Annotated in this window: 21 protein-coding genes, 1 rRNA gene and 1 pseudogene; 14 read left to right on the forward strand and 9 right to left on the reverse strand. The window is 44.3% G+C overall.

The window, feature by feature from the left end; genetic code table 11:
- The first annotated feature begins 4 nt into the window (after positions 1-4).
- The 4 genes from rrf to FTV48_RS02295 all read left to right on the forward strand — a co-directional run bounded on the left by rrf (position 5) and on the right by FTV48_RS02295 (position 5,035).
- Positions 5-119 (forward strand): 5S ribosomal RNA (rrf, locus tag FTV48_RS02280).
- A gap of 138 nt (positions 120-257) precedes the next feature.
- Positions 258-1,451, forward strand: coding sequence for an MFS transporter (locus tag FTV48_RS02285; protein ID WP_005094523.1), 1,194 nt, complete (start codon positions 258-260; stop codon positions 1,449-1,451).
- Between the two features lie 224 nt (positions 1,452-1,675).
- On the forward strand, positions 1,676-4,087 hold the full coding sequence (locus FTV48_RS02290; protein WP_005169087.1) for a YgiQ family radical SAM protein: 2,412 nt from the start codon (positions 1,676-1,678) through the stop codon (positions 4,085-4,087).
- Between the two features lie 399 nt (positions 4,088-4,486).
- Entirely contained in the window at positions 4,487-5,035 is a 549-nt protein-coding gene (locus FTV48_RS02295; RefSeq protein ID WP_005169085.1) for a DUF2726 domain-containing protein, read from the forward strand.
- Positions 5,036-5,088: 53 nt separating this feature from the next.
- Here FTV48_RS02295 and FTV48_RS02300 read toward each other — a convergent pair whose 3' ends face one another.
- The 6 genes and pseudogenes from FTV48_RS02300 to mdtD all read right to left on the reverse strand — a co-directional run bounded on the left by FTV48_RS02300 (position 5,089) and on the right by mdtD (position 10,840).
- Positions 5,089-5,445, reverse strand: coding sequence for a RidA family protein (locus FTV48_RS02300; protein ID WP_179999259.1), 357 nt, complete (start codon positions 5,443-5,445; stop codon positions 5,089-5,091).
- Between the two features lies 1 nt (position 5,446).
- A pseudogene (locus FTV48_RS02305) lies at positions 5,447-6,231 on the reverse strand (hypothetical protein).
- 222 nt (positions 6,232-6,453) lie between these two features.
- Entirely contained in the window at positions 6,454-7,506 is a 1,053-nt protein-coding gene (gene dinB, locus FTV48_RS02310) for a DNA polymerase IV (RefSeq protein WP_179999261.1), read from the reverse strand.
- Between the two features lie 20 nt (positions 7,507-7,526).
- Positions 7,527-8,543 carry an MBL fold metallo-hydrolase gene (locus FTV48_RS02315; RefSeq protein WP_179999263.1) on the reverse strand — a complete coding sequence of 339 codons (1,017 nt, stop codon included), beginning with the start codon at positions 8,541-8,543 and terminating at the stop codon, positions 7,527-7,529.
- Positions 8,544-8,601: 58 nt separating this feature from the next.
- Positions 8,602-9,381 (reverse strand): GH25 family lysozyme, encoded by a 780-nt coding sequence (locus tag FTV48_RS02320; protein WP_159516357.1) that lies wholly within the window; start codon positions 9,379-9,381, stop codon positions 8,602-8,604.
- 67 nt (positions 9,382-9,448) lie between these two features.
- Positions 9,449-10,840, reverse strand: a complete 1,392-nt coding sequence (gene mdtD, locus FTV48_RS02325) for a multidrug transporter subunit MdtD (RefSeq protein WP_179999265.1) — start codon at positions 10,838-10,840, stop codon at positions 9,449-9,451.
- Positions 10,841-11,175: 335 nt separating this feature from the next.
- On the opposite strand from mdtD, the gene FTV48_RS02330 reads away from it, so the two are divergent.
- Complete coding sequence (locus FTV48_RS02330; RefSeq protein ID WP_074383680.1) at positions 11,176-12,150, forward strand: hypothetical protein; 975 nt, start codon at positions 11,176-11,178, stop codon at positions 12,148-12,150.
- Positions 12,151-12,210: 60 nt separating this feature from the next.
- Here FTV48_RS02330 and FTV48_RS02335 read toward each other — a convergent pair whose 3' ends face one another.
- The gene (locus FTV48_RS02335) at positions 12,211-12,831 is read right to left on the reverse strand and encodes a TIGR00730 family Rossman fold protein (protein WP_100329439.1); all 621 of its coding nucleotides are present in this window, start codon (positions 12,829-12,831) and stop codon (positions 12,211-12,213) included.
- Positions 12,832-13,163: 332 nt separating this feature from the next.
- Here FTV48_RS02335 and FTV48_RS02340 point away from each other — a divergent pair, with 332 nt between their 5' ends.
- From FTV48_RS02340 to FTV48_RS02365, 6 genes are all read left to right on the forward strand, one after another.
- Positions 13,164-14,741, forward strand: coding sequence for a TerC family protein (locus FTV48_RS02340; protein WP_179999268.1), 1,578 nt, complete (start codon positions 13,164-13,166; stop codon positions 14,739-14,741).
- Between the two features lie 73 nt (positions 14,742-14,814).
- Complete coding sequence (locus FTV48_RS02345) at positions 14,815-15,279, forward strand: YchJ family protein (protein WP_005094506.1); 465 nt, start codon at positions 14,815-14,817, stop codon at positions 15,277-15,279.
- A gap of 61 nt (positions 15,280-15,340) precedes the next feature.
- Positions 15,341-15,985: a trimeric intracellular cation channel family protein gene (locus FTV48_RS02350; protein ID WP_005108433.1), complete on the forward strand. Its 645-nt coding sequence runs from the start codon at positions 15,341-15,343 to the stop codon at positions 15,983-15,985.
- A gap of 130 nt (positions 15,986-16,115) precedes the next feature.
- Positions 16,116-17,435 (forward strand): MFS transporter, encoded by a 1,320-nt coding sequence (locus FTV48_RS02355; protein WP_005169062.1) that lies wholly within the window; start codon positions 16,116-16,118, stop codon positions 17,433-17,435.
- A gap of 165 nt (positions 17,436-17,600) precedes the next feature.
- Positions 17,601-19,820 (forward strand): DNA topoisomerase IV subunit A, encoded by a 2,220-nt coding sequence (gene parC / locus FTV48_RS02360; protein WP_179999270.1) that lies wholly within the window; start codon positions 17,601-17,603, stop codon positions 19,818-19,820.
- A 151-nt stretch (positions 19,821-19,971) separates the two neighbouring features.
- Positions 19,972-21,648, forward strand: coding sequence for a long-chain-fatty-acid--CoA ligase (locus tag FTV48_RS02365; RefSeq protein ID WP_005094498.1), 1,677 nt, complete (start codon positions 19,972-19,974; stop codon positions 21,646-21,648).
- A 50-nt stretch (positions 21,649-21,698) separates the two neighbouring features.
- Here FTV48_RS02365 and FTV48_RS02370 read toward each other — a convergent pair whose 3' ends face one another.
- The gene (locus FTV48_RS02370) at positions 21,699-22,079 is read right to left on the reverse strand and encodes a hypothetical protein (RefSeq protein ID WP_179999272.1); all 381 of its coding nucleotides are present in this window, start codon (positions 22,077-22,079) and stop codon (positions 21,699-21,701) included.
- 100 nt (positions 22,080-22,179) lie between these two features.
- On the opposite strand from FTV48_RS02370, the gene FTV48_RS02375 reads away from it, so the two are divergent.
- Both FTV48_RS02375 and ppa read left to right on the forward strand, forming a co-directional pair.
- Positions 22,180-22,578: an MAPEG family protein gene (locus tag FTV48_RS02375; RefSeq protein WP_005094494.1), complete on the forward strand. Its 399-nt coding sequence runs from the start codon at positions 22,180-22,182 to the stop codon at positions 22,576-22,578.
- A 122-nt stretch (positions 22,579-22,700) separates the two neighbouring features.
- Positions 22,701-23,237 carry an inorganic diphosphatase gene (gene ppa / locus FTV48_RS02380; protein ID WP_179999274.1) on the forward strand — a complete coding sequence of 179 codons (537 nt, stop codon included), beginning with the start codon at positions 22,701-22,703 and terminating at the stop codon, positions 23,235-23,237.
- A 98-nt stretch (positions 23,238-23,335) separates the two neighbouring features.
- On the opposite strand, the gene FTV48_RS02385 is transcribed toward ppa, so the two are convergent.
- On the reverse strand, positions 23,336-24,655 hold the full coding sequence (locus FTV48_RS02385) for an OprD family outer membrane porin (protein ID WP_179999276.1): 1,320 nt from the start codon (positions 24,653-24,655) through the stop codon (positions 23,336-23,338).
- A gap of 611 nt (positions 24,656-25,266) precedes the next feature.
- Here FTV48_RS02385 and FTV48_RS02390 point away from each other — a divergent pair.
- Positions 25,267-25,998, forward strand: coding sequence for a TorF family putative porin (locus FTV48_RS02390; protein ID WP_179999278.1), 732 nt, complete (start codon positions 25,267-25,269; stop codon positions 25,996-25,998).
- Positions 25,999-26,012: the final 14 nt, after the last annotated feature.

Genomic DNA, 26,012 nt, shown 5'->3' on the forward strand with positions numbered 1-26,012 from the left:
TTGTGCTGGCGACAATAGCAAGAGTGAACCACCTGATCCCTTCCCGAACTCAGAAGTGAAACCTCTTTGCGCTGATGGTAGTGTGGGGTTACCCATGTGAGAGTAAGTCATCGCCAGCTCATTATTCGAAACACCCCCCTGCATAAGCAGGGGGGTGTTTTTTTGTGCGTGAAGAAAGGCTTAGGTGATCACTCAGATGAAATCTCCACAGAAAAAATGAGCAAAAGGCGTATACTGGATCTATCTAAGGAGCGGATATGTCCTCAAATTCATCTTCTAGCCATATTGAATATGGTACTACCGCATTTAAAGCAGTACTTTTTTCCTTATTTCTTGCCGGCTTTGCCATTTTCTCATCTTTGTATTGCCTACAGCCGATGATGCCCATTTTGGCAGATTATTTTCAGGTCAGTCCGACTCAAAGTAGTTTTCCCTTATCACTTTCTACCCTTGCCTTAGCCATTGGTCTGCTATTTACCGGACTGATTTCAGACCGTTTTGGACGTAAACCGGTGATGGTCTGTTCCCTGGCATTGATTGCAATTTTGTTAATGCTCAGTTCGATACTATCTCTTTGGTCGGTATTCTTATTGATTCGGATCTTGATTGGTCTCTGTGTCAGTGGTGTGGCGGCAGTCGCCATGACTTATATCGGGGAAGAAATTGCCGAAAAAGATATCGGTTTCGCCATGGGCTTATATATTTCTGGCACGGCAATTGGCGGTATGGGAGGGCGTTTGATTGCCGGAGTTCTAGTTGATTTTATCTCTTGGCAATCTGCTACTCTGATAATTGGTATTTTAAATATCTGTATTGCAGGATTATTTTATTATCTATTGCCGGCATCGCAACATTTTAAGGCTTATCCGATCAAGTTTAATCGATTCAAAAACTCATTCAGGCATAATCTGGCCGATCCGAAACTTCGGATTTTATTTCTGCAAGGTTTTATCCTGATGGGCTGTTTTGTTTCGATATTTAATTATCTCAGCTATCGTTTGCTTCAGGCACCTTTTGAATTATCACAGGCCTGGATTGGTTTAATCTCGGTGACATATTTGGCTGGTATTTATAGCTCCCCCCGAGCGGCACATTGGGGTCGGCATTATGGTAAATTCAAGACATTGGTCGTCATGATGCTGATGATGCTCCTTGGATTAACGCTCATGCTGCTCAACCAGCTGGCTCTGGTCTTTATCGGATTACTAATCTTCACTTTTTCATTTTTTGCCGCGCACTCTACTGCAAGTAGCTGGGTGTCGATCCAGTCGTTACAATATCGGGCAGTCGGTTCTTCGCTATATTTATTCTGTTATTACCTCGGTTCTAGTGTGTTGGGCAGTTCGAGTGGACTGGTCTGGGAAAATTATGGTTGGAGTGGATTAACTGCATTTATTACACTACTGTTGCTGAGTGGTCTGGCATTCAGTTTCAAGCTCCGCTCAGATTAGAACATCGTATTTAGATTTTTCTCTATAAAATAAACCCTGTGCATTTATCTTGCGGATCATTTTGCTTTCAATTCTGATGATGACCAGGCCTTGATTCGCTTAGCTCCTGATTTTGTATAAATTATAATCAAGCAAGCTGGGTCTAATTCATGGTAAAATGATCGGCTTTCATCTTTGATCTTATTTTAGATCTCCTATCATCTGCCAGCCGAGAATTGCTAGCCATGTCTACTGCTTATACCATGCAGACTGCGCCAAAAGCGTTGTTTGATTACGACAAATATTGGGCGTCTTGTTTTGACCCTGCGCCTTTTTTGCCGATGTCACGCGAGGAAATGGATCAACTCGGCTGGGACAGCTGTGACTTTATTCTGGTCTGTGGCGATGCCTATATTGATCATCCGTCTTTCTGTTCAGGTATTATTGGCCGGGTATTAGAAGCCCAAGGCTTTCGTGTCGGTATTATTGCACAGCCAGACTGGACCAACGTGGATGCGTTCCGCGTTCTGGGTAAACCGAATATTGCTTGGGGGGTAACGGCAGGGAACATGGATTCCATGATCAACCGTTATACCGCCGACCGTAAAATCCGCTCGGATGATGCCTATTCCCCAGATAATCAGCCAAATAAACGTCCAGACCGTGCAGCAACTGTATATTGTCAGCGTGTCCGTGAAGCATATCCAGATGTGCCTGTATTATTAGGTGGAATTGAAGCTTCTCTGCGTCGTATTGCACATTATGATTACTGGTCAGATAAAGTCCGTCGTTCAGTGTTGATGGACTCAAAAGCCGATCTTTTGATGTACGGCAATGGCGAACGCTCAATTACCGAAATTATGCATCGTCTGGCGCGTGGCGAAAAAATTCACGAGATTACCGATGTTCGCGGTACTGCGTTCATTGTCAATAAACATAACCGTGCATCGAAAGCAAAGTTTGTCGAAATTGCCTCGAATGATGTTGATGCGATTGGCCGTGTCGATCCAATCATTAACCCTTATGTGATGACTGAAGATCTGGAAGGTTGTGAAATTGAAAAAGACAAAGATAGTCTGACTCAATATCAAGGTTTCCAGAAAGAGCCTGTCGCCAATCCGATTGTGCGGGCCGGCGATGAGCTAGATCCTGATACGCAAATCGTGCAATTACAACCCGCTTCAAAAGCAATTAAACATAAATTACCACCGCGTGAACTGGCCGTAATTCGCTTGCCTGCATTTGAAGAAGTGGCTGCAGATCCGGTGCTTTATGCCCATGCCAACCGAATTTTGCATTTAGAAACCAATCCGGGCAATGCCCGTGCCATGGTACAAAAGCATGGTGAACGTGATGTCTGGCTAAATGCGCCACCAATTCCGTTGACCACGGAAGAAATGGACTATGTGTTTGACCTGCCTTATGCACGTTTGCCACATCCTGCTTATGGTGAAGCGCGTTTTCCAGCGTTTGACATGATCAAGTTCTCTGTGAACATCATGCGTGGCTGTTTTGGTGGCTGTACCTTCTGTTCGATTACAGAACATGAGGGTCGTATTATCCAGAACCGTTCTGAAGAGTCAATTCTGCGTGAAGTGGAAAAAATCCGTGATACGGCGCCGGGCTTTACCGGGATTATTTCAGACCTAGGTGGCCCGACAGCCAACATGTACCGTCTGGCCTGTAAAGATCCAGAGATTGAAAAGAACTGCCGTAAACCGTCGTGTGTCTTCCCGGGCGTTTGTCAGAACCTGCATACCGATCATGCACCATTGACCCAGTTATACCGTAAAGCACGTTCATTACCGGGTATTAAGAAGATCTTGATTGGTTCTGGTTTACGTTATGACTTAGCGGTTTTAAACCCTGAATATGTCAAAGAATTGGTAACCCATCACGTCGGTGGTTATTTAAAAATTGCACCGGAACATACCGAAAAAGGCCCACTCAATAAAATGATGAAGCCGGGAATCGGAACCTATGATCGTTTCAAACAGATGTTTGAACGTTATAGTAAGGAAGCCGGCAAGGAACAGTATCTGATTCCTTATTTCATCGCAGCGCATCCGGGGACTACCGATTACGACATGATGAATCTTGCGATTTGGTTGAAGAAGAACGGTTTCCGTGCTGATCAAGTACAGACCTTTTATCCATCACCGATGGCAACGGCTACCACCATGTATTACACCGGTAAAAACCCGCTTGCCAAAGTGGCACGTTATACTGAGCAAGTAGATATTGTCAAAGGTGATAAACGTCGTCGTCTGCACAAAGCTTTCTTGCGTTACCATGATTCAAACAACTGGCCGTTGTTGCGTGAAGCTCTGAGAGAAATGGGTCGTCAGGATTTGATTGGTAACTCCAAACAGCATTTGATTCCGACTTATCAGCCTGCTGGCAGTGCAGAAGGTCAATACCAGTCTGCGCGCAAGAAAAACTCGACAGTGGCGGGTGATTCGCAGAAACGTACCGGTGAGCAGGGAAATCGTGGCAAGGCTGCACAAGCTCAGTCCCGTCCTTCAAATACCAAGAAGCGTCCTGAGCGTGGTCAAATCCTGACCCAGCACACAGGCCTACCGCCGCGTGAAACAGGGGATGCCAAAAAACCATTTGGTGGATCAAAGCCGAAAGCAAAGCCTAAATCACGTGCATAATTGAGTTAATAGAAAAGACACTTCGGTGTCTTTTTTTAGCACTTAGGTAAAGTAACGTAGCTTGAAACGAGGACTAAAAAATGTAAAAGGATGTATTATTTACATTAAGTCTGGCTTAAAAGTGATATAAAAATAACACTTTATCGGAATTGTTCTACAGTTGGGCAGATTTGTATTGCGATCAATTCTAGGGATGTTTTAGAGTGCATTATCAGTACTTTAAATCCACTTTCATTGACATAGGGAAAGATGTCATTTTAGGTAACGCAGAATCAGGTTTTGATACCGGTTGTATGGGTATCTAAGCAGATTAGTTGTAAGACCTATTTAAAATAAAGTGTGAGTTTATACTGCACCACAATAAAACAAAAATGATGATAAGAATGCAAGGATTGAGGCATGACCACCTATATTATGATTGGGAGTTTCCTGCTCTTCTGTGTCGTGCTCATGGCATGGAAAACGCTCGGAAATAATTCCAAACCACAAGACAGCGCGTTAAAGCAGCGTGCTATTTTTAACCTGAATGAGCAATTGACCTTCACGCGCTTGAAGGAAGTATTACCTGAATATATTGTTTTGGCCCATGTGTCCTATGACGCCTTAATGACCACCAAATTTAACCGGACGCGACATAAATATCGCAACCTGACTGCAGATTTTGTGATTATGGATCAACAGCATCAGATTATAGCCATTGTGGCTGTGGATGATCCTTTAATCTTGAAGCGTCCACAGCAGACTGGTTTTCAGGATGCCTTGTTGAGTATGGCCGGTTATCGGGTGATTCGCTACGATGATGTGCCGGAATATTACCAGTTGCGGCAAGATTTTCTGCAGGAGCAAGCGCAAATGAAGAAAATGCCCAAATATACGGTCAGCAATGATCTGAAAAAGTATTATTTATATTCAGATTTAGAGCGCAGTAAAATCAAAGCAGTAGGTTAAAATAAAAAAGCATGCCATGAGCATGCTTTTTTATGCATATCGATTTTGCCACATTATTCTGGTTTGACGGCCACGACTGTCATTTCAACCAAAACCCGTGGATCATAAAGTTTTGCCTCGACACAGGTACGAGGTAATGCTTCGATATCAGCCACCCATGCATCCCAGATTTCATTAAATGCCGCATAATCTTTTTCAATGTCTTTTAAATAGATGGTCACCGACATGATGTGACTTTTGTCTGTACCGACATCTGCCAGAAACTGGGCGATAATATCTAAAGTTTGTTGGGTTTGACCTTTGATATCCAGCTCAACATCTGTGGCCAGTTGCCCGGCAAGATGTACCAGATTGCCTGCAATGGCAATTTCTGAAAAGCGTTTCGAGATATGTAAGCGTTCCACTGTCATATTATTCATCCTGCGTTTTGGGCACCAGGGCTGCGACCAGTGCGGTCAGCAAGCAACCCACTGCCAGATAGAGGGCAATATAATGCCATGAACCGTCTGCCCAAATCACCCGTACTGCTGCAATAAATGAGGGTAAAACCACCACCAATAATACTGCCCATCTGATAGCCAACGCCGGCACCGCTGTAGCGATATTCGGTACCGAACAGGGAAGTGAAAATCGGTTGATGAGCCCTGACCACCCTGTCGTATGCAACATTTGCCAGTAAAATTATGTCGACAATGATCATTCAGGTGTTTTGTGCATCGAGTGCCATAAAGAATGAAAAGGCCGAGAGCGCACCAATCAAACTATTCTAGCCACACATTTTTTGATGATGAAATGTATCCACCCGTCAGGCAAAAAACGGAATGCTGAAACAGCGGATTGCACCGACCATCAAGGTGATATTCCAGAAGAACTGTTTGTCCATGCCCAAGTAATTGCTAGAAATTCCCATCAGGACGACGGTTAAGACCTGCATTTTCTTATGGCCAAGCTAGTGACCAACGTGACCAAAGACCATGCCATCTAAGGGCAAAACAGAAAGCCAACACCAAAAGTGGCCAATGCCGCCAGAGTGTCCATATTCTCACCAATGCTGTGGAAACTGATCTTTAAAAATTAAGGTTGTAACAATGCCGTAAAGGAGAAAATCATACCAATCGACAATAGCACCCACAAAACTAGACAGCGCAGCTTTACGCGTATTGTTCTTGAACCACAGAAAGATTTACAGAAGACATGCAGGAAGGAAGTCCATGAGTTACATCAGAGTTGCCCTGTAATATTCGGATTTGATCGTCACGCCAATCACAGGACAGCATGCTGAAAGTAAAGGTGATTTTCAGCATCTCAGCATATACATGGATAATGCATTGCGCAGATAGAGTACTCTAAAAAATCAAAATATAAAAATAAAGTTGCTGTATTTTTAAACTGATGTTCAAAACATGAACAAAAGTCGTTTAGAGCAGTAATAATTGGGTTTCAGTCTCGGGGGCGCTGAGTTGATAGACGCCGACACCGATCAGCCGGAATTGCATCTGCGGCGCGATATGCAGATCATCCAATAGTAAGTCCAAGGCTTGTGCTAATTCTTGTGGACTGCGCAAGAGCTGCTTAAAACTTTTACTGTGTTGCATCACCTGAAAATTCTTGAGCTTTAATTTGACCGTCACGCCGCGAGCCGAAAGTTGTTTTTTTTGCAAGCTTTGCCACAGTTGTGCAACTAAAGCTTCCCAATAAGAATGGCACTGATTTAAATAAAGATCATCATCAAAGGTGGTCTCTTTGGAAATCTGCTGACGTTCCCGTTCTACTTCGACTGGTCGTTCATCAATGCCTTGCGCATATAAAAACAGCCGCCGTCCATATTTACCAAAATGCTGAATCAGAATGGCTTCATCCATCTGTTGTAAGTCACCCAAGGTATCCAGATTCAGGCTTTTCAGTTTTTCCTGCGTGACTTTACCCACCCCGGGAATTTTCTTCAGCGGCAGATTCTGAATAAAACGCTGCACCTGTGAGGGCTTGATCACACAGATGCCATTCGGTTTGTGCCAGTCCGAGGCAATTTTGGCCAGAAATTTATTCGGTGCCACGCCGGCAGAAGCAGTCAGTCCAGTCACTTGAACAATATCCTCCCGAATCCGCACGGCGACCTCGGTAGCACTCGGAATCTGTTGTAAATTTGTGACATCCAGAAAGGCTTCATCTAGCGATAAAGGCTCAATCAGGGCGGTATATTGCTGGAAAATTTGATGGATCTGTGCAGAAACTTGACGGTATTTGGCAAAGTCCGGCTCAATTACGATGACCTGCGGACAGAGCTTGCGCGCCTGTCCCATCGACATGGCAGAACGTAGACCATATTCGCGTGCCGGATAGGAGGCAGCCGCAACCACCGCCCGGGGATGATGCGAGGCAATCACCACAGGCAGGTGTCTGAGTTCTGGACGTTCACGCAGCTCGACCGAGGCATAAAACGCATCCATATCGATATGAATAATTTTGCGCATAGCCGCTATCTTAAGGGGCTTTAATCGGATTGGGAAGCGACGGCTGAGTTGAGTAAATAGGGTTGCGGTCCGCTGAGCAGAACGACTTTTGTTCCTTGTGCCTCGGCGGCCTGAATCAGAAGATTCAAACTTTTTGGAGTGTCATCGGCAAGACGGGGTAAAAATTGTAGCGGCTGGCTTAAAGGCTGGAAAAAATCATCCCAATGTATCGGGATGACCACTTTGGGTTTGAGCGTTTGCAGGGTTTCAGCCAGATAGTGCCGCTGATAGTCATTGGATTGTCTGGAGAGCTGGGCAATACCCAAAAATAACGTATCGACCTGCAGGTTTTTAAATTGATCCGGGATAAATCCGGTACTGGCCTTGACCAGAATCTTGTGTCCTGAATGCTCAATCAGGTAATCAAAACTGCTGCCTTCCTTAAATTCGGAAAATTTGGCCGGCAGGGCTAAAGGTTGGAATAACTCTTCGCCTAGGTCATCATTTACCGCTGTGGCTGGCGTATGTTGTGAAGGAATTGCGGTTACTTGAAATTTGTTGACGTGCTGTATTTGCCTAGGCGTGACGGAGTGTAACTGCTGCGGACTTACTTTGGGATTTGCCCGGGCGATATTCAGGCTAGTGGGTGAACCGATGACAGCGGTTTCAGGAAGCATTTCCAGTAAAGCCGGTAGATCCAGAACATGATCATAATGCGAGTGACTGACCAGAATGGCTTTGGCCCGGTGCAGTTCATGCTCTTGAATTAGCTGCCTTAATAGCACGCTATCACTCTGAATTGGACCGCTAAGCACTTGCGACAACGACGGCCGGCTAAAGAAACCATCTATCAGGATCTGATCCTGACCATCATCCAGCAACAGGGTGGAAACACCGAAAAATTTAACGTTTAGTCCAGAACGAGAGGAACTGCTTTGCGGCTGCCAGTTCTGAAAGTCACTGAGCTTGCCTGAAGGTTGCAGTAGATAAGCCAGCGCACCCGCTATGAGCAGCAGAACAATCACCAGACTGAGTAAAATACCTTTAATCCATTTCAAGATTTTTATTTCCTTATTTTTCTACTTTTATAAAGCGCTTGTTTTCAATCGATCGATTTTATTTGGCCTGATGAGTAGATGATGGTACTGCAATTGCATTCATTTTCAGAAAATCCAGCCACTGCTGTTCTGAGCCATAGAACACATTCAGATCCACAGTTGTACTAATGCCGGGAATTTTACCCTGATTGCTATGTTGCCAGAAGGTCCATTTGGGCTGGTTGTTTAAATCGGGCAGACCCTTATACTCGCGTACCCAGAGTGGCACTTCGGGAAAATATCCTGCCAGTACAATATTATAAAATGCTTTAGAAATATAGAAAATTGGCTGTTTGCCATAATGCTTTTGCAGGGCATCGTGCATGATCTGGATTTCGTTTAGAAGCTGCTCTTTGGAATAGGTATTGATGCAATTGCTGTCATATTCCAGATCAATCACCGGCGGTAAAGCATTGGCTTGCTTGGGGACGGAGTCGATAAAGTTCTGTGCCTGAATGCTGCCATCGCGACAAAGCCGATAGAAATGATAGGCACCGACCAGAAAGCCGCGTTCCCGCGCCTTGAGCCAGTTCTCTTGAAAACGCGTATCTTTAAAGTCACCACCTTCTGTGGCTTTCAGATAGACAAAACGGTATTTTTCCGGCGAAATCTGCTGCCATTGAATTTCTTGTTGATGGTGTGATACATCGAAACCCTGGATCGGATAATCTGCTGCATGCGCAGAAGGGGCTTTAATCAGGCAAAGATAAATCATGGCGATAATCATCACGGCGATCAGAATGCCAAGCCCGATGAAAAGCGGCTGTTTGAATCTGTTCAGAGCCAGATTTTTTTGCATTTTCAGTTCTTACCTGTATCTAAACCTGAGCTTAAAGGCTGCATTCGCCTGGCGTTAATATATCGTATTAAACAGGGGTGTTTTTAGGAATATGCCAGAAAATATAAGCCGCAATAATATTGATACAGCCTAAACAGATCAGTGACACATGAAAAGCAGCCACCAGATTGTCAGCGCCGTAATAGGCACTCAGCATGTTGACCAGGGTGCCTGCCAGCGCCACCCCAATACTCATTGACAGCATCATGATCATCGACAGGAAACTGTTGCCGCTACTGGCATCCTGCTGGCTTAAGTCCTTTAAAGTCAGGGTATTCATCGATACAAATTGTAGGGAATTTAAAATGCCGAAGATAAAGAAATGAATTGCACGCAGCCAGATCGGGGTGTCCGCCGTGGTCAGGGCAAAACTGGCAATACACAGACCCACCAATAAGGTATTGACCAGCAAAACCCGACGATAACCAAAACGCTGAATGATTTTTCGGATAATCGGTTTAGACGCCAGAGAGCCGAGTACGGTTGGAATCATCAATAGACCGGTAATAAAGGGCTCAAAACCAAAGGCGACTTGCAACATAAGGGGGAGTAAAAATGGAATCGAGTTACCGCCAAGACGGGCAAAAAAATTCCCCAGAATGCCAATCGCATAAATTTTATTTTTAAAGAGCCGACTGCGGAACAGGGCGTTGCTATGCGTATGCGAATGATAGGCATATATCAGGGCCGCCAAGATTCCGGCCAGAATCAGACTCAGACTCCACCACAGCGAATTTTGTGGACTGGCAAAATTTTCAATTCCCAGACAGAGTCCCACCATGGCCACAACCAGCAAGACAAAGCCCCAATAATCAAAGCGAGCGACCAGCGGTTCAATGACATTCGGCATGGCCTTAAAAGTAATCAGCGCTCCCAGTAAGCCAATCGGCAGATTGATCAGGAAAATCCATTGCCAGGACAGATATTCCACCATCCAGCCCCCAAGAGTTGGACCAATCAGGGGGCCAATCAGGCCGGCCAGACTCATTAGGCTCATGGCAGCCAGAAACTGGGTACGGGGAATGATCTTGAGCATGGCCAAACGGCCGACGGGGAGCAGTAAGGCGCCACCCATTCCTTGCAAGATCCGATAAGCCAGTAATTCATTCAGACTATCTGACCAGGCACAGCCCAAAGAGGCCAAAGAGAAAATAATAATTGCAGCAAAATAGATATTTCTGACGCCGAAACGGTCTGCCAGCCAGCCACTCAAGGGAATACAGGCTGCCACAGACAAGACATAAGCCACCACAACACTGTGCATGCGTAAAGGATCGGCCTGTAAGTTATGTGCAATCGCGGGCAGAGCTGTATTAATAATGGTGGTATCCAGCCCCTGCATAAAAAATCCGATCGATACCAACAAGACTAGCAGTCTGAATTCGGGATCTAAGGCTTGATGCGTAGGCGTGGCATTCATAATTCTGGAAAACTGAAAATTTTGAATAGTTTAAAGGAAGATTAAGGCACAGGTGTAGTGAATACGTGTGAACTTTTTTTCAAGATATAAATCAGTTATAAGTGTAAAACTCATAACAAAGTGAGTATTTATCAGATCGGAGCTCCATAGCTGTAAAGAGCGATAAAAATAAAATTAAAGCAGTACTTTTTTGTTTATAAACAGCTTTCTCTGTCAATTTCATCTTCATCAAATGAAAATATGACAAAATTGTCATGAAAATGAAATAAAACCGTCATAATCTTGGGCCAACTTTTCAGCAATGCTGAAATCTCCTCGCGTATAGGTTTGTTTTTATGACAATCGAGATTTTGATGGTGATCGGCTTCTGTTTAGCCGCCTATTCTATTGTCGGAAATGATGTGCCTCAAACCTTAGGGACATTTATTTCTTCGAATGCACATCGTCCCTGGTGGGTGTTGTGGATTTATATCAGCTCAATTCTAATTGTCGTACTGACCTATGGCTGGTATGTCTCTGGAGTCGGTGATGCCTCATATGGTCGTCTAGAAACCATTCCTTTCCCTGAAGGAGGGATTACCTGGCTGTATATTGTGCCGCCTATTCTCCTATTAATACTGACCAGATACGGGATTCCGGTCAGTACGACCTTCCTGGTACTGACGATCTTCTCTCCTGCCAGCCTGGGCTCGATGATGGTCAAATCAATGATGGGCTACGCCGTGGCCTTTATCGTGGCGATTGTCATCTATCGTTTTGTGGTCAAGCAGCTGGCACGCCATTTTGCCAAGACACGTCATCAGGAGCACTCCAAGGTCTGGATGGGCTTACAGTGGGTCTCTACCGGTTTTCTGTGGAGCCAATGGCTGATTCAGGATCTGGCCAACATCTTCGTGTATGTACCACGTCAGGTGCCGTTTGAATTCCTGATGTTTGCGATTATGGTATTCGTGGTCTTGCTGGGCGTGATTCTGTATCAACGTGGTGGGGCCATCCAGAACATTGTCGACACCAAAACTGGTGTCACCGATATTCGTGCTGCCACGATTATCGACTTCCTGTATGCCATTATCCTGTTGATCTTCAAAGAGTGGAGCAATATTCCAATGAGTACTACTTGGGTGTTCCTGGGCTTACTCGCAGGTCGTGAATTTGCCATGTCGATGATTCTGGATGAAGTCAACAAACATCGGACTTCACGTAATGTCAGTGCAGATGCGATGAAACTGATGTTCGGTCTGGCCATGTCTGTGATTCTGGCGACCACATTGCCGATGTTCTATGATTTTGTGACGAATTATGGTCAATAACTAGCAGCCATAATCCATAAAAAAAGCGAGCCCAGTGCTCGCTTTTTTACTTTGAATGCTTTAAACCACAAATCTTTGTGGATGGCCCAAATTGGTTAATGAGCTATAAATTTCATTTTCATCTTCGCAAACAATTAGTTTGGCGCGATGCTGGGGAGGCAAAAACCCGTCTTCGACTGCACGGTCCAGCTGCGCAATCAAGGCATCATAGAAACCATTCACGTTATACAGCATCATCGGTTTCTGGTGCTGGTTCAGCTGACCCCAGGTGGCAATTTCCAGAATTTCCTCAAACGTGCCCAGTCCGCCCGGTAGTGCCACAAAGGCACAGGCCCGCTCAGCCATCATAGCCTTACGTTGATGCATGCTGGTCACCACATGTAATTCAGTGAGCTGGTTATGGGCAATTTCATAATCCAGCATAAATTCGGGAATCACCCCAACGGCTTCACCGCCATGCTGGATCATGGCATCCGCGACCTGTCCCATCAGGCCAATACTGGCGCCACCATAGACTAGCCCGAAACCATGTTCTGCCAGTCCTTGCGAGAGATGAATGGCTTTTTCTAAATAAACCGGTTTGTTGCCTGCACGTGAACCACAATAGAGTGCCACTAGAGGGCGAGTTGTTTTTGGGGAGTTGTCTTTAAAATAATCTGTCATTTGAATTACGCTTTGCATTTATTTTCTTCACCTTATCATTTTTCTTTCTGGTGACTCTAGCTTAATTAATAAATATGACAATTCTGTGTGCGGCTACATTTTCACTGCAATAGGGCTCAGCAAAATTCATCGATAAACAGCCATGAAAACAGGTGAATTTCAAATTGATCTTGATATACTGAAAATTGGTTTCACAACAATAGAACGAAAATGGGTAGTGGTAGTTGGCCGTGTAACGCTATAAATCGCCGTCAAGTAATTGGTATTGTTCAATATCAAAAATATTATGCTGTTTCATTACAGTTTCGGTTCATTCAATGCTGCAGTCCTGAGCTTCAGGAGCCAAGCGTATGATCTTTGAATGGATGTCGGACCCTTCAGCCTGGGTCGGTTTACTCACGTTAATTGTTCTTGAGATTGTACTCGGGATCGACAATCTGGTTTTTATTGCCATTTTGGCGGAGAAACTGCCACCAGAACAACGTAATGCCGCGCGGATTGTGGGCTTAATGCTGGCCCTGGTGATGCGTTTGATCTTGCTGGCTTCGATTGCCTGGGTGGTCACTCTTACTGATCCACTGTTCCAGATCTTTGATCATGCTTTCTCGGGCCGGGATCTGATTCTATTGTTTGGTGGGGTATTCCTGCTGTTCAAAGGCACCATGGAACTGCATGAGCGTCTGGAAGCCAAACCTGTCATTAAAGAAGAAAATCCGGTACATGCGGTATTCTGGATGGTCATTGTCCAGATTGTAGTCCTGGATGCGGTATTCTCGCTCGACAGCGTGATTACTGCGGTGGGCATGGTCAAAGACCTGTCTGTGATGATGATTGCCGTGATTATTGCCATCGGGATTATGCTATGGGCATCCAAAGCCTTGATGGATTTCGTCAATAAGCATCCGACCGTGGTGATTCTGTGTCTTGGCTTCCTGATGATGATCGGTTTCTCGCTGGTGGTAGAAGGCTTTGGTTTCCATATTCCGAAAGGTTACTTATACGCAGCAATTGGCTTCTCTGTCATTGTCGAGTTTATTAATCAGACCATGAAACGCAATCAGGAAAAAATGGTGACCACCACGGATATGCGTTACCGAACTGCTTCTGCAGTGATGCGGATGCTCGGTGGTAAACCTGCTCAGGACAATGATTCTTCGGAGCCGGAAGATGTTCTGGCAACCCGTGCCTTTGCTGATGAAGTCTTTAATGATGACAACGGCATCTATCACAGTGTCATGGTGCAGGGAGTTTTGGGTCTGTCTGAACGTCCGGTAAAATCGGTGATGACGCCGCGTCCCGAACTGGAATGGATCGATCTGGACAATGATGCCGACAGCATCAAAGCACAATTGTTGCAGATGAGCCACTCGCGTCTGATCATCGCTCGCGGCGAACTGGACAATATTGCCGGTGTGGTGCTGACCCATAAAGTCCTGAATGAATATATTGAAACTGGGGTGCTGGACTTTGAAAAGCATTTACGTGAGCCAGTCATCGTGCATGAAAATGCTCAGGTACTGATGGTGATGGATCAATTGCGTCAAGCACCCTTACAGATGGCAATTGTGCTGAATGAATATGGCTCAATTGAAGGGATTGCCACGCCGATTGATATTCTTGAAGCGATTGCCGGTGAATTTCCAGATGAAGATGAGCTGCAAGTGGCAGCAGAAAGTCTGGATGATGGCAGCCTGATTCTGGACGGTTCCACCGATATTCGTCACGTTTCCTTGCTGCTGGATCGTGATCTGGTCAATGAAACTGAAGAATATTCGACCTTATCTGGCTATGTGTTATTCCATATGGCACGTTTACCGCACAGCGGTGAAAAGTTTGAAGCAGACGGGCATATCTTTGAGGTGGTGACCATGGACGGTCATAAGATCGATAAAGTGCATATCATTCCGCAGCTTCCTGCGCAGGACTAAACTATAGTCAGCGTTGGGTTGGTAAAGTTTGCTAAAATAGCCCGCATTGTCGGGCTATTTTTATGGAACTGAAATGTCAGAAGCATGTCCATGCGGACAAGGTGAATATCATAGCTGCTGTCAGCCCTTACATACTGGACAACAGGTCGCAGAGACTGCGCAGCAACTGATGCGTTCCCGTTATAGTGCCTTTGCCAAGCATGAAATCGATTACATCAAAACCACGACTGCGCTGGGTCAGCAGCAGGCACTGGATTTGCAAGCCATTAGTGATTGGAGTAAAGCCAATCAGTGGTTAAAGCTTGAGATTGTTCAAGCCAATGAAAAATTAGATAAAAATCACGCCTTAGTCGAGTTTAAGGCGCATTTTCATGATGGCAAGCAGGCACAAGTGCATCATGAAGCTTCGCATTTTGTAAAATTTGAAGGCCACTGGTATTTTCTGGACCCGACCACGGAGCAGAAACTCAGCATGAAACAGGTTTGCATTTGTGGCTCGGGGAAAAAATTTAAGCAATGTTGTGCGGGATTTTTATAACTTTCACATAGATTTAGCTTAGAATAAGCGCCATCTCAAAGCCTCAGGTGGAAGCAGGGCGATGTTACTGACCGTCATCTATATTATTGCAATTACCGCTGAAGCGATGACCGGGGCACTGTCCGCTGGCCGGCGCAGCATGGACTGGTTTGGTGTCATGATCATTGCCTGTGTTACGGCATTGGGTGGTGGTTCGGTCCGTGATGTTCTGCTGGGACATTATCCTTTAACCTGGGTCAAACACCCCGAATATCTGGTGCTGACCTGTTGCGCTGCTTTCGTCACCATCCTGATTGCAAAATGGATGCGCCAGTTACGTAATGTCTTCCTGGTACTGGATGCCTTGGGTCTGATTGGTTTTACCATTATTGGCTGCCAGATTGCTCTGGAAATGGGACATGGTTTTGTGGTGAGTGCCGTTGCAGGTGTCTTGACCGGTGTATCCGGCGGGATCTTGCGTGACATCCTATGTAATGATGTACCTTTGGTTTTCCGTCGTGAACTGTATGCCAGTATTGCTTTTGTTTCAGTGATCTTTTACTGGCTCTGTAGCCATTACGGCTTGTCGCAGGACCTGACCATTCTTTCCACCCTGATTTTCGGCTTTAGCTTGCGTTTGATCGCCATCTATTTTGGACTGGAAATGCCAAAATTCATTTATAAAGAAGATGATGAACATTCGGCATCTTCCAAAGACGAATCCTGATTTGTAATCGTCATGAATGCGGCTATAAAAAATAGCCGCATTCAGCTTAATTCATAGTATAAAAAATACAAAGCAGCCTACCTGTTGAGAAAGCAGCATCTCCCGTTCCACCTGATCAGAGATTTTTGTTATGGATTTAGTTTCTCGCATACAACGCTTACCGATTGGTCGGTTTCATTACACCTTGCTGGTGGTGATTGGACTCGGTTGGATGTTTGATGCCATGGATACCGGATTGATTTCCTTTATTCTGGCAAAAATGGCTGAAGACTGGCAGATGACTGCGGATCAAAAAAGCTGGGTAGTGTCGATTGGTTTTGTTGGTATGGCAATCGGTGCAATCTGTTCAGGTGGTCTGGCAGACCGTTTCGGCCGTAAAACCGTATTCGCTGTGACACTGGTGATTTATAGCTTGGCTACAGCGGCCTGTGCTTTTGCACCGAATTTGACCTGGTTGTTGGTGTTTCGTTTTATCGTCGGTTTAGGTCTGGGTGGACAGTTACCCGTGGCAGTGACGCTGGTCAGTGAATATATTCCTGCGCATGTGCGTGGCCGTTTTATCGTATTGCTGGAAAGTTTCTGGGGACTGGGCTGGTTGGTTGCGGCTCTGGTATCGCGCTTTGTCATTCCGGATTTTGGCTGGCAAACCGCTTTTCTGATCGGTGGTCTGCCTGCGCTATATGCGATTGTGATCTGGAAAATGGTGCCGGAATCGATTCCATTTCTGATTAACCGTGGCCGTGTAGAAGAAGCTTCGGCACTGGTGAAAAAGATCGAGCGTCAATGCGGCGTTGAAGTTTATGAAATCTTTGAAGTGAAGCCGGTCGCAGAGAAACAGCATATTTCATTTACCCAGTTGTGGTCGGGTATCTTTGCGCGTCGTACCCTCATGCTGTGGCTGATCTGGTTCGGCATTATATTTTCTTATTATGGCATTTTTACCTGGTTGCCAAGTTTGCTGGTCAAAGAAGGCTATAGCATCGTCCAGTCCTTTGAATATGTGCTGATTATGATTTTAGCGCAGTTGCCCGGTTATCTGGTGGCAGCATGGCTGGTCGAAAAGCTCGGTCGTAAACCGACCTTGGCAGGTTTCATCGGCATGTGTGCCATCTCGGCATATTTCTTTGGCCAGTCGGGCAGTGTCACCGAAATTGTGATCTGGGGCTGTCTGATGTCCTTCTTTAATCTGGGTGCCTGGGGCGTGCTTTATACCTATACACCAGAACAATATCCAACCAATATCCGTGCTTTTGGTTCAGGCTGGGCTGGCGCAGTAGGCCGAATTGGGGGCATCGCAGCACCTTTTGCTGTCACCCATTTGATGGGCATGCCAAATGGTTTCAGTTATGTCTTCACCATGTTTACTGCGGTTCTGGTTGCCGTTGCAATCGTGATTCTGGTTTTGGGTGAAGAAACCAAAGGCAAGACCCTTGAGTCGATGGGCTTATAAACTTGATGAATTTTTAGTTGCTTAGGGTCTATAAAGTGGATATTTTTAGGCCATAAGACACAAATTGTCGCGCTGAGGCATTTGATGCTCTTGTGTCATCCCCAGCCGCGACATAGCATAAGAAACATTGATACAAAAACGAATTATTTAGGACTATAGGTTGTTATGACAAGCCTTGCGCATCATGCGACAGAAAACCGCTCCGTAGCAGAATTTACCGAACAAGCTTATCTGAATTACGCCATGTACGTGATTATGGATCGGGCATTACCGCATATCAGTGATGGCCTGAAACCGGTACAGCGCCGTATTGTCTATGCCATGAGTGAGCTGGGCCTGAAATGGACCAGCAAACCAAAGAAATCTGCACGTACCGTCGGTGACGTACTGGGTAAATATCATCCGCATGGTGACTCGGCCTGTTATGAAGCCATGGTGCTGATGGCACAGCCGTTTAGCTATCGTTATCCGTTTATTGAAGGACAGGGCAACTGGGGCTCACCCGATGATCCGAAGTCTTTTGCCGCAATGCGTTATACCGAAGCCAAACTGTCTCAGTACAGTGAACTGTTACTGTCTGAACTGGGTCAGGGTACCTGTGACTGGCAGGACAACTTTGACGGTTCGATGAAAGAGCCGGTGAACTTGCCGGCACGTGTACCGAATATTCTCTTAAATGGTACAACGGGAATCGCCGTCGGTATGGCCACCGACATTCCGCCGCATAACCTGCGTGAAGTGATTAAAGGCACCATTGCCCTGATTCGTAACCCGAATCTGACCGATGAAAAAATCTCAGAATATATTCCTGCGCCGGACTTGCCGACCAAAGCAGAAATTATTACCCCACCTGCTGAACTGTTAAAAATTCAGGTCACAGGTCGTGGTAGTTATCGTATGCGCGCGGTCTATACCGTCGATAAAAATGAAATTGTGATTACCGAACTGCCATATCAGGTCTCAGGCTCCAAAATCATCACCCAGATTGCCGACCAGATGCAGGCCAAGAAACTGCCTTTGGTCAGCGATGTACGGGATGAATCGGATCATGCCAATCCAACCCGTTTAGTGATTGTATTGCGTTCTAACCGGATTGATGCCGAAGCGGTGATGAGTCATTTATTTGCCACCACTGATCTGGAATCGAGCTACCGTGTCAACATGAATATGATTGGTGCTGATGGCCGTCCACAGGTGAAATCGATTCGTCGCATTTTACTGGAATGGATCGAGATCCGTAAAACCACGGTGACCCGTCGTCTGCAATATCATCTGAACAAAATCGAAAAACGCCTGCATATTCTGGGGGGGCTGATCATTGCTTACTTGAGTATCGATGAAGTGATTCAGATTATTCGTGAACAAGATCAGCCCAAGCCCGTGTTAATGGAACGCTTTGGCATTGATGAGATTCAGGCCGAAGCCATTCTGGAGCTGAAATTGCGTCATTTGGCCAAGCTTGAAGAAATGGAAATGCGCCGTGAGCAGGACGAGCTGGAAGCGAAGGCTGCGGTGATTCGTGAACAGCTGGCCAATCCGGAATCTTTAAAAGCGCTGATCATCAATGAACTGAAAGATGATGCCAAGAAATTTGGCGATGATCGCCGTTCGCCACTGGTGCAACGTGCCGAAGCTGCTGCGATTAATGAAAATGAAATGTTACCAGCCGATCCTGTGACCGTTATTTTGTCGGAAGCTGGCTGGATTCGCTGTGCCAAAGGCCATGATGTTGACGCTGAAAATCTGAATTTCCGTGCCGGTGATCAATATCTCAGCCATGCACAGGGCAAATCCAATCAGCGTGTCTATATATTAGATGAATCGGGACGTAGTTATGCCTTGCCAATCAATAACCTGCCGTCGGCGCGTGGTCTGGGTGAACCTTTAAGTTCAAAATTATCACCTGCCAGCGGCATCGGTTTTAAACAGGTCTTTGTTGCAGAGGATGAGACGGAAGTCCTGGCGCTGAGTAACAAGGGCTATAGTTTTAAAACGCAGGCCAAACAGCTGGATACCAATGCCAAAGCAGGGAAGGCCTTCCTGAACTTATCCGATGGGGCGCAAGTCATGAGCCTGCAGCCACTCGAAGATGCCACGCATGTTGCACTGCTCAGTTCAGCAGGACGCCTGTTGATTGTCGATTTGGCAGAATTGCCTGTATTGAACAAAGGTAAAGGAAATAAATTGATACAACTTGAAGGTGGTGATCAAATTTTGTCCATGACAATATTGAAGCTTGATGAAATAATTCAAGTGCTTGCAGGACAACAGCAGTTAAAATTAAAAGGGGATGATTTGCAGAAATATATCGGCAAGCGCGGTGCAAAAGGACAGCTTTTACCACGCGGATATCAAAAAGCAAATAAACTGTTGATTCAAAGATAAGACTAGCATCCATCCTGTAAAATACGTTATATATGAACAACGATTCAACAAGATGGATGCAATATTGCACATATACAAGTCTAAAAATGGCGTGTGATATTGAAAAAAACAGTTGAAAACACTAAGGATTATGATTGGAGAGATGGGCATTATGGAAAAAATTTGGTTGGCTGAATACCAAAAGACAGGGATTCCGGAAACAGTAGAATTACCGGCAGAGAATACTTCTCTAGTCGATGTTTTTGAACGTAATTTCCAAAAATTTGGTTCGCGTGATGCCTTTATCTTTATGGATAAGGCCATGACTTTCAATGATCTGGAAGAGGCGAGCCGTAAGTTTGCAACGTATTTACAAAGCTTGGGGTTGGCAAAAGGTTCACGTGTGGCGGTGATGATGCCAAACGTTCTTCAGTATCCGGTCGTGGCACTTGGGGTTTTCCGCGCAGGGTTGGTACTGGTCAACGTCAATCCACTTTATACTTCGCGTGAACTTGAGCATCAACTTAATGACTCAGGTTCTGAAGTCCTGGTGATTATTGAGAACTTTGCCTCTGTTTACCAAGCGATTCTGGGTAAAACCCCGGTAAAACATGTGGTTATTGCTTCTGTAGGCGATATGCTGGGTGCTTTGAAAGGAACTCTGGTGAACTTTGTCTTGCGTTCTGTGCGTAAGCAGATTCCAGCTTGGGACATTCCAGGCCACGTGAAATTCAATACGGCATTAAATAAAATTAGCCCGAGCAATTACAAACGTCCTGAGTTGAGCCTGAGCGATACCGCGGTTCTACAATATACTGGTGGTACTACCGGCGTATCGAAAGGGGCTGAACTGACACATCGTAACCTGGTTGCGAACATGTTGCAGTGTGACGGGATCTTCCAGAGTAAGTTTGGTGCACAAGATGGCCAGCCAGATGACCGTATTTTCTGTGCCTTGCCGCTTTATCATATCTTTGCATTCATGGTGTGCGCACTTTATGGCATGTATAAAGGTCAGGCCAACGTCCTGATTCCGAATCCGCGTGATCTTCCTGCGGTGATGAAGGAACTACGTAAATACCAGCCGACTTTCTTCCCAGCAGTGAATACACTATTCAATGCGCTGGTGAACAATGAAGAGTTCAAACAGCTTGATCATAGCAAATTGAAAATGGCGATGGGCGGCGGTATGGCGGTACTTCCTTCTACAGCAGCAGCATGGAAAAAGCTCACTGGAACCAATATTGTTGAAGGTTATGGCTTGTCTGAAACCTCTCCGGTTGCAACGGCAAACCCGCCTGCTTCTGAAGAATTCAGTGGCACCATCGGTATTCCATTGCCATTAACTGAAGTGGCGATTCTGGATGATGACGGCAATGAAGTGGCACTGGGTGAGCAAGGTGAAATTTCAATCCGTGGTCCTCAGGTCATGAAAGGCTACTGGAACCGCCCAGACGAAACTGAAAAAGTCATGGTTAATGGCTTCTTCCGTACTGGTGATATCGGTGTCATGGATTCACGTGGTTATGTGAAAATCGTAGACCGTAAAAAAGACATGATTTTAGTGTCTGGTTTTAACGTGTATCCATCTGAGATTGAAGAAGTTGTTGCAACCCATCCAAAAGTACTGGAAGTGGCTGCGATTGGTGTGCCAGATGAAAAATCTGGTGAAGTACCGAAACTGTTTGTTGTGAAAAAAGATCCGTCTTTGACCACAGAAGAAGTCTTGGCCTTCGCTAAAGAAAATCTGACCGGTTATAAACGTCCACGCTATGTGGAGTTTATGGACGAATTACCGAAATCGAACGTGGGTAAAATCCTGCGTAAAGATTTACGTAAAACAGCTTAAACTCGATATTAAAAAAAGCGCCTGATGGCGCTTTTTTTATTTGCAGGTTTTTATTTTTTCATGAGCCAGCGGTCAAAATAAGGACGTCCTACACCGACTACTCCCAGAAAAATAAACATGGTGCCAAATTGGCGGGGAAATCCTGTCTGGTTAAAGTTGCCATAACTCAGAATATTGTCGACCACACAATAGACCAAAATGGCTACCACCCAGTGCCAGATTGGCATGCGCTTGATGCCGACGGCATAAAAGGCAATCCATAAAATGGCAAAGCTAAAGATCGGCGACCAGATATTCATATTGGCACAAATCACGGCCATCAAAAAAGCCACAATCGGCAGCACGATTTTTAATACGCGATCCACTTGACGTTGATGCTGGCGCTGTTTATCGAGGACATCGAACATTTCATTTTGCTCAGGCGCGACCATAGTGAATCCTTCTTAAGTAATAAAAAACACTCTATTTAACAAAATTTATTCACGAAACACCATGCTATGATAGATATAAAATTTTCATGAGAAAAAACAGATGCACAGCATTAGTGGGGTGATTTATCTCATTTTAGCCGCTTGTCTTTTGCCTTATGTATTTACTTTGATTGCAAAGAAATCGGCAGGCTTTAGCGCAAAAGACAATCAGAACCCACGAGAGTTTTTAGCAAAATCAACCGGGCTCTCGAGCCGTGCCAATGCGGTTCAACAAAATAGTTTTGAAAGTTTACCATTGTTTATTGCCGCTATTTTAATGGCTGAATATATGGTGGTTCCTCAAACCCTGGTCATGACCTTCGGGATAGCCTATCTGGTATTTCGTGTGTTGTACGGCATTTGTTATCTGGCCAACTGGGCGACTTTACGTTCGATCGTCTGGCTGCTTTCAATCTTATGTCCTGTGGCTTTATTGCTGCTGATCATCAAGATCGTTTAAGCAATCAATTACAGTTCGCGGACATATTTACAGTTCGATATTTTAAAATCCAAACATTTCTTTAAAAACCGTTATAATTGTCGCGGTTTTTTAAAAGATATAACTTGTTAAAGAGTGATGCTATGAGCTACAGCAATATCCCAGCGGGTAAAGATGCGCCAAACGACATCTATGTCATTATCGAAATTCCTGCCAATGCAGCACCGATCAAATACGAAATTGATAAAGATTCTGATGCATTATTCGTAGACCGTTTCATGGGTACAGCAATGTTCTACCCAGCAAACTACGGTTATGTACCTAATACACTTTCTCTTGATGGTGATCCACTTGACGTATTGGTTGTAACGCCACACCCAGTAGAGCCAGGTTCTGTGATCCGTTGCCGTCCTGTTGGTAAACTGAACATGGAAGATGATGGTGGTGTTGATGCGAAACTGGTTGCAGTTCCACACGACAAATTGACTCCAATCTACAAAGATATTCAGGAATATACTGATCTTCCTCCATTGTTGATTAGCCAGATTGAACATTTTTTCCAGCACTACAAAGACTTAGAGCCTGGAAAATGGGTTAAGTTAAGCGGTTGGGAAGGTGCTGAAGTTGCGAAACAAGAAGTACTGGACTCAATTGCTGCATATGCAGAAGCAAACAAATAATTGCTTTGCTTGTGAGTTTAAGATTTTAAATTTTTAAAGCTTAAATTGGAAAAACCTGCACATTGTGCAGGTTTTTTATGGCTTGAACTTCGAGTAAATTAAAATAATTTCACAGGAATGTCTAACCAGATACGCCATTCATTAGTATCACCAATGTAGTTAGATTGGTAGTTATCACTTGCACGGTAGTAAGAATGACGAAGACGTAAGCTTGCATCTTTAGCAAAACCAGACTGAACAGTGTATTTCACCTGGTTAAAGAATTCGCGCTCATGCTCGTTATCACTGATCATAGTACCTGCATTGTCGGTGGCTTTAATATCCCAGCCATATACAAAAGCAGATGTCCAAGATAGGCCAGGAACATTTACAGCACCAAAGTCAAACGTGTACTGAAGTTGCGCTGATTTTTCATCATTACCAATGAAGTCAGACAGGTATGAGTTTGGCATGTAAATAGTTTGTTTACCATCACCTACGCCTGTACCTAAACCATAGTCATAGCCAGTGTTACCAAAGTTTTGCTGGTAAGCGACCATAACATTATGTGGACCACGATTATAAGTTGTAGATAAAGCTAAAATAGTATTATCGAATGAATCGTCTGGTGAGCCGATTTGAGAATAAAGATATGGATTTGCTTCCTTATCCCATTTTGTATGGTAACCACTAAAATCATGCGTTAAGGTGCTTTCATTTGCCAAAGCATAGTTATAGTTGGTATTGATATAATGGCGGTCTAGGCGATCTTTAATATCTGTACCATAATAAGAAGCATTAACTGCATCATTAAATTTGTATTTCGCACCCCATACCACTGCGCGATCCAGCTCTGCACCATCAGAATTGATTTGGTTTGAAAGCTGATTCTCTGTGAATTTACCAGCGATTAGGTTTAGATTTTCAATTTCATTACTTTCTATCAATACACCAGTGTAGTACTCAGGCACTAAACGCGCAGTATTGCTTGCAAGTACAGGTAAGTCTAAAACTTGAGTACCATAAGTTGCTGTTGTATTCGATACACGAGCTTTGACATATGCACCACCACGAACCCAGTGGTCATAAGCATCTTTAGTTCCATCAGCATTATTTTGAGGATGTGTAGGGATCATATCATTACCCGTATGACCATTTTCACCTAACTTGAATGAAGCATCACCAATAATACCGGCACCAAAGCCTACTGTACCTTGAGTAAAACCGGAATCCAGCTTAACAATCGCAGTTTGAGCGAATGAGCTAGTATCTGCTACACCATTTTTCTTGTCACGGTGCAAATAACCGGTACGGAATAAAACTGTACCCTCAGCGCCTTCAATAAAGCCTTTAGCTTCACTTTGTTCATTTGCATATACAGATGAAACCAAAGCAGCCTGAATCAAAACTGCCAACATTAATTTTTTTGAATTTTGCATTGGGGAGAGAGCCTTATACAAATTGATCGGAATTTTTAGGAATTGTATAAGAATTGCTGAAAAAATGTCATTTTTTATTGAGCATATTCCACTAAAGTTAAGATTTTTTACAGATTACATAAGAATCTGATTGAATATTGAGTGGTGTATTTTTTTATCTATCATAAAAAATTTATTAAAAACAATAGTATATTTAAATATCAAAATAATGAGCTTAAGCATCTTCATCCTAGAACTGTTCAGTCTATTTACTTTTTTAAAGTTAAAATTCTACAACAAGATCAAGAGTGGTGATGATGCACTGTTTTTTAGCATAAATTTTAATCAATATGGAAATGGGGTTAAAAAGAGGCAATATGTAAATAAATATATATTGTTTAAAAAAACAATAAGAGAGTATTGAAAAACATTTTGAGAATGAATTATCCAGCGTAAAGGTATTTTAAATATTCTATTTTTTAATTTTAAATCAAATGCTTAAAGTGGAAAGTATTTTTCTATTTTTAGCTCATTTGTATTTCTTTCTCGATTGGCATAGCTTTTGCAAAGTTTATCCCGAGTGCAATAAATGATCATAAAAACGTCTGAGGACGGTCTTGGGGAGCCATATAATGAAACTAATTTTAAAAGCCTTATCCGTTGCTGTGCTGGGTGCTGCATCTACTTTCACTTTTGCAGCTGAACCTGCATCGGAACATACATTCTCTGGAAATATTAGCGTACTTTCGAGCTATAACTTGCGTGGTATCACCAATGTACCTGAAAATAAAGGCGCGACATTACAAGGTGGACTCGATTATAACCATGCCTCTGGTTTTTATGCAGGATGGTGGGGTTCAACCCTAGATTATGGCAGCGATAATGGTAGCGAATTCGAAAATAACTTTTATGCAGGTTATAACGGTTCAATCAATGAAGATTCGGCTTATACCATCGGTCTAACTTACTATTATTACTATGATGTCGGAAATACAGACTCGAATGGCTTTGAAACCATGTTAGGTCTGAGCTACAAAGATTTCGGTATAAGCGCTCAAACACTTTTGGAAGATACCGCTTGGGGCAATACTGGCGATACCTACCTCAAAGGCAGCTATAGCTATGCCTTACCTCATGATTTTAGCCTGGATACCGCACTGGGTTTGTATATTTATAAAGAAAGTGGTGATTATGTTCCTGACTCAACTGAAAGCTTTGGCTTCCGTCATTTTGATATCGGTTTAAGCAAGCCGCTTGCCGATACAGGCGTAACGGCAAGCATGAATTATATTCTGGGTGGTTATGATCGTAATGATGTAAAACAAAATAATAAAGTGGTCTTCGGGTTGGCTTACAGCTTCTAATTTCCTCCAGATAA

The sequence above is a fragment of the Acinetobacter sp. YH18001 genome, from assembly GCF_013416975.1.
Classification (GTDB): domain Bacteria; phylum Pseudomonadota; class Gammaproteobacteria; order Pseudomonadales; family Moraxellaceae; genus Acinetobacter; species Acinetobacter pseudolwoffii.

What these genes read in the sequence shown, in the direction of transcription:
- FTV48_RS02285 (WP_005094523.1), top strand. Translation starts at nt 258, where the DNA reads ATGTCCTCAAATTCATCTTCTAGCCATATTGAATATGGTACTACCGCA.
- FTV48_RS02290 (WP_005169087.1), top strand. Translation starts at nt 1,676, where the DNA reads ATGTCTACTGCTTATACCATGCAGACTGCGCCAAAAGCGTTGTTTGAT.
- FTV48_RS02295 (WP_005169085.1), top strand. Translation starts at nt 4,487, where the DNA reads ATGACCACCTATATTATGATTGGGAGTTTCCTGCTCTTCTGTGTCGTG.
- FTV48_RS02300 (WP_179999259.1), bottom strand. Translation starts at nt 5,445, where the DNA reads ATGACAGTGGAACGCTTACATATCTCGAAACGCTTTTCAGAAATTGCC.
- dinB (WP_179999261.1), bottom strand. Translation starts at nt 7,506, where the DNA reads ATGCGCAAAATTATTCATATCGATATGGATGCGTTTTATGCCTCGGTC.
- FTV48_RS02320 (WP_159516357.1), bottom strand. Translation starts at nt 9,381, where the DNA reads ATGCAAAAAAATCTGGCTCTGAACAGATTCAAACAGCCGCTTTTCATC.
- mdtD (WP_179999265.1), bottom strand. Translation starts at nt 10,840, where the DNA reads ATGAATGCCACGCCTACGCATCAAGCCTTAGATCCCGAATTCAGACTG.
- FTV48_RS02330 (WP_074383680.1), top strand. Translation starts at nt 11,176, where the DNA reads ATGACAATCGAGATTTTGATGGTGATCGGCTTCTGTTTAGCCGCCTAT.
- FTV48_RS02335 (WP_100329439.1), bottom strand. Translation starts at nt 12,831, where the DNA reads ATGCAAAGCGTAATTCAAATGACAGATTATTTTAAAGACAACTCCCCA.
- FTV48_RS02340 (WP_179999268.1), top strand. Translation starts at nt 13,164, where the DNA reads ATGATCTTTGAATGGATGTCGGACCCTTCAGCCTGGGTCGGTTTACTC.
- FTV48_RS02345 (WP_005094506.1), top strand. Translation starts at nt 14,815, where the DNA reads ATGTCAGAAGCATGTCCATGCGGACAAGGTGAATATCATAGCTGCTGT.
- FTV48_RS02350 (WP_005108433.1), top strand. Translation starts at nt 15,341, where the DNA reads ATGTTACTGACCGTCATCTATATTATTGCAATTACCGCTGAAGCGATG.
- FTV48_RS02355 (WP_005169062.1), top strand. Translation starts at nt 16,116, where the DNA reads ATGGATTTAGTTTCTCGCATACAACGCTTACCGATTGGTCGGTTTCAT.
- parC (WP_179999270.1), top strand. Translation starts at nt 17,601, where the DNA reads ATGACAAGCCTTGCGCATCATGCGACAGAAAACCGCTCCGTAGCAGAA.
- FTV48_RS02365 (WP_005094498.1), top strand. Translation starts at nt 19,972, where the DNA reads ATGGAAAAAATTTGGTTGGCTGAATACCAAAAGACAGGGATTCCGGAA.
- FTV48_RS02370 (WP_179999272.1), bottom strand. Translation starts at nt 22,079, where the DNA reads ATGGTCGCGCCTGAGCAAAATGAAATGTTCGATGTCCTCGATAAACAG.
- FTV48_RS02375 (WP_005094494.1), top strand. Translation starts at nt 22,180, where the DNA reads ATGCACAGCATTAGTGGGGTGATTTATCTCATTTTAGCCGCTTGTCTT.
- ppa (WP_179999274.1), top strand. Translation starts at nt 22,701, where the DNA reads ATGAGCTACAGCAATATCCCAGCGGGTAAAGATGCGCCAAACGACATC.
- FTV48_RS02385 (WP_179999276.1), bottom strand. Translation starts at nt 24,655, where the DNA reads ATGCAAAATTCAAAAAAATTAATGTTGGCAGTTTTGATTCAGGCTGCT.
- FTV48_RS02390 (WP_179999278.1), top strand. Translation starts at nt 25,267, where the DNA reads ATGAAACTAATTTTAAAAGCCTTATCCGTTGCTGTGCTGGGTGCTGCA.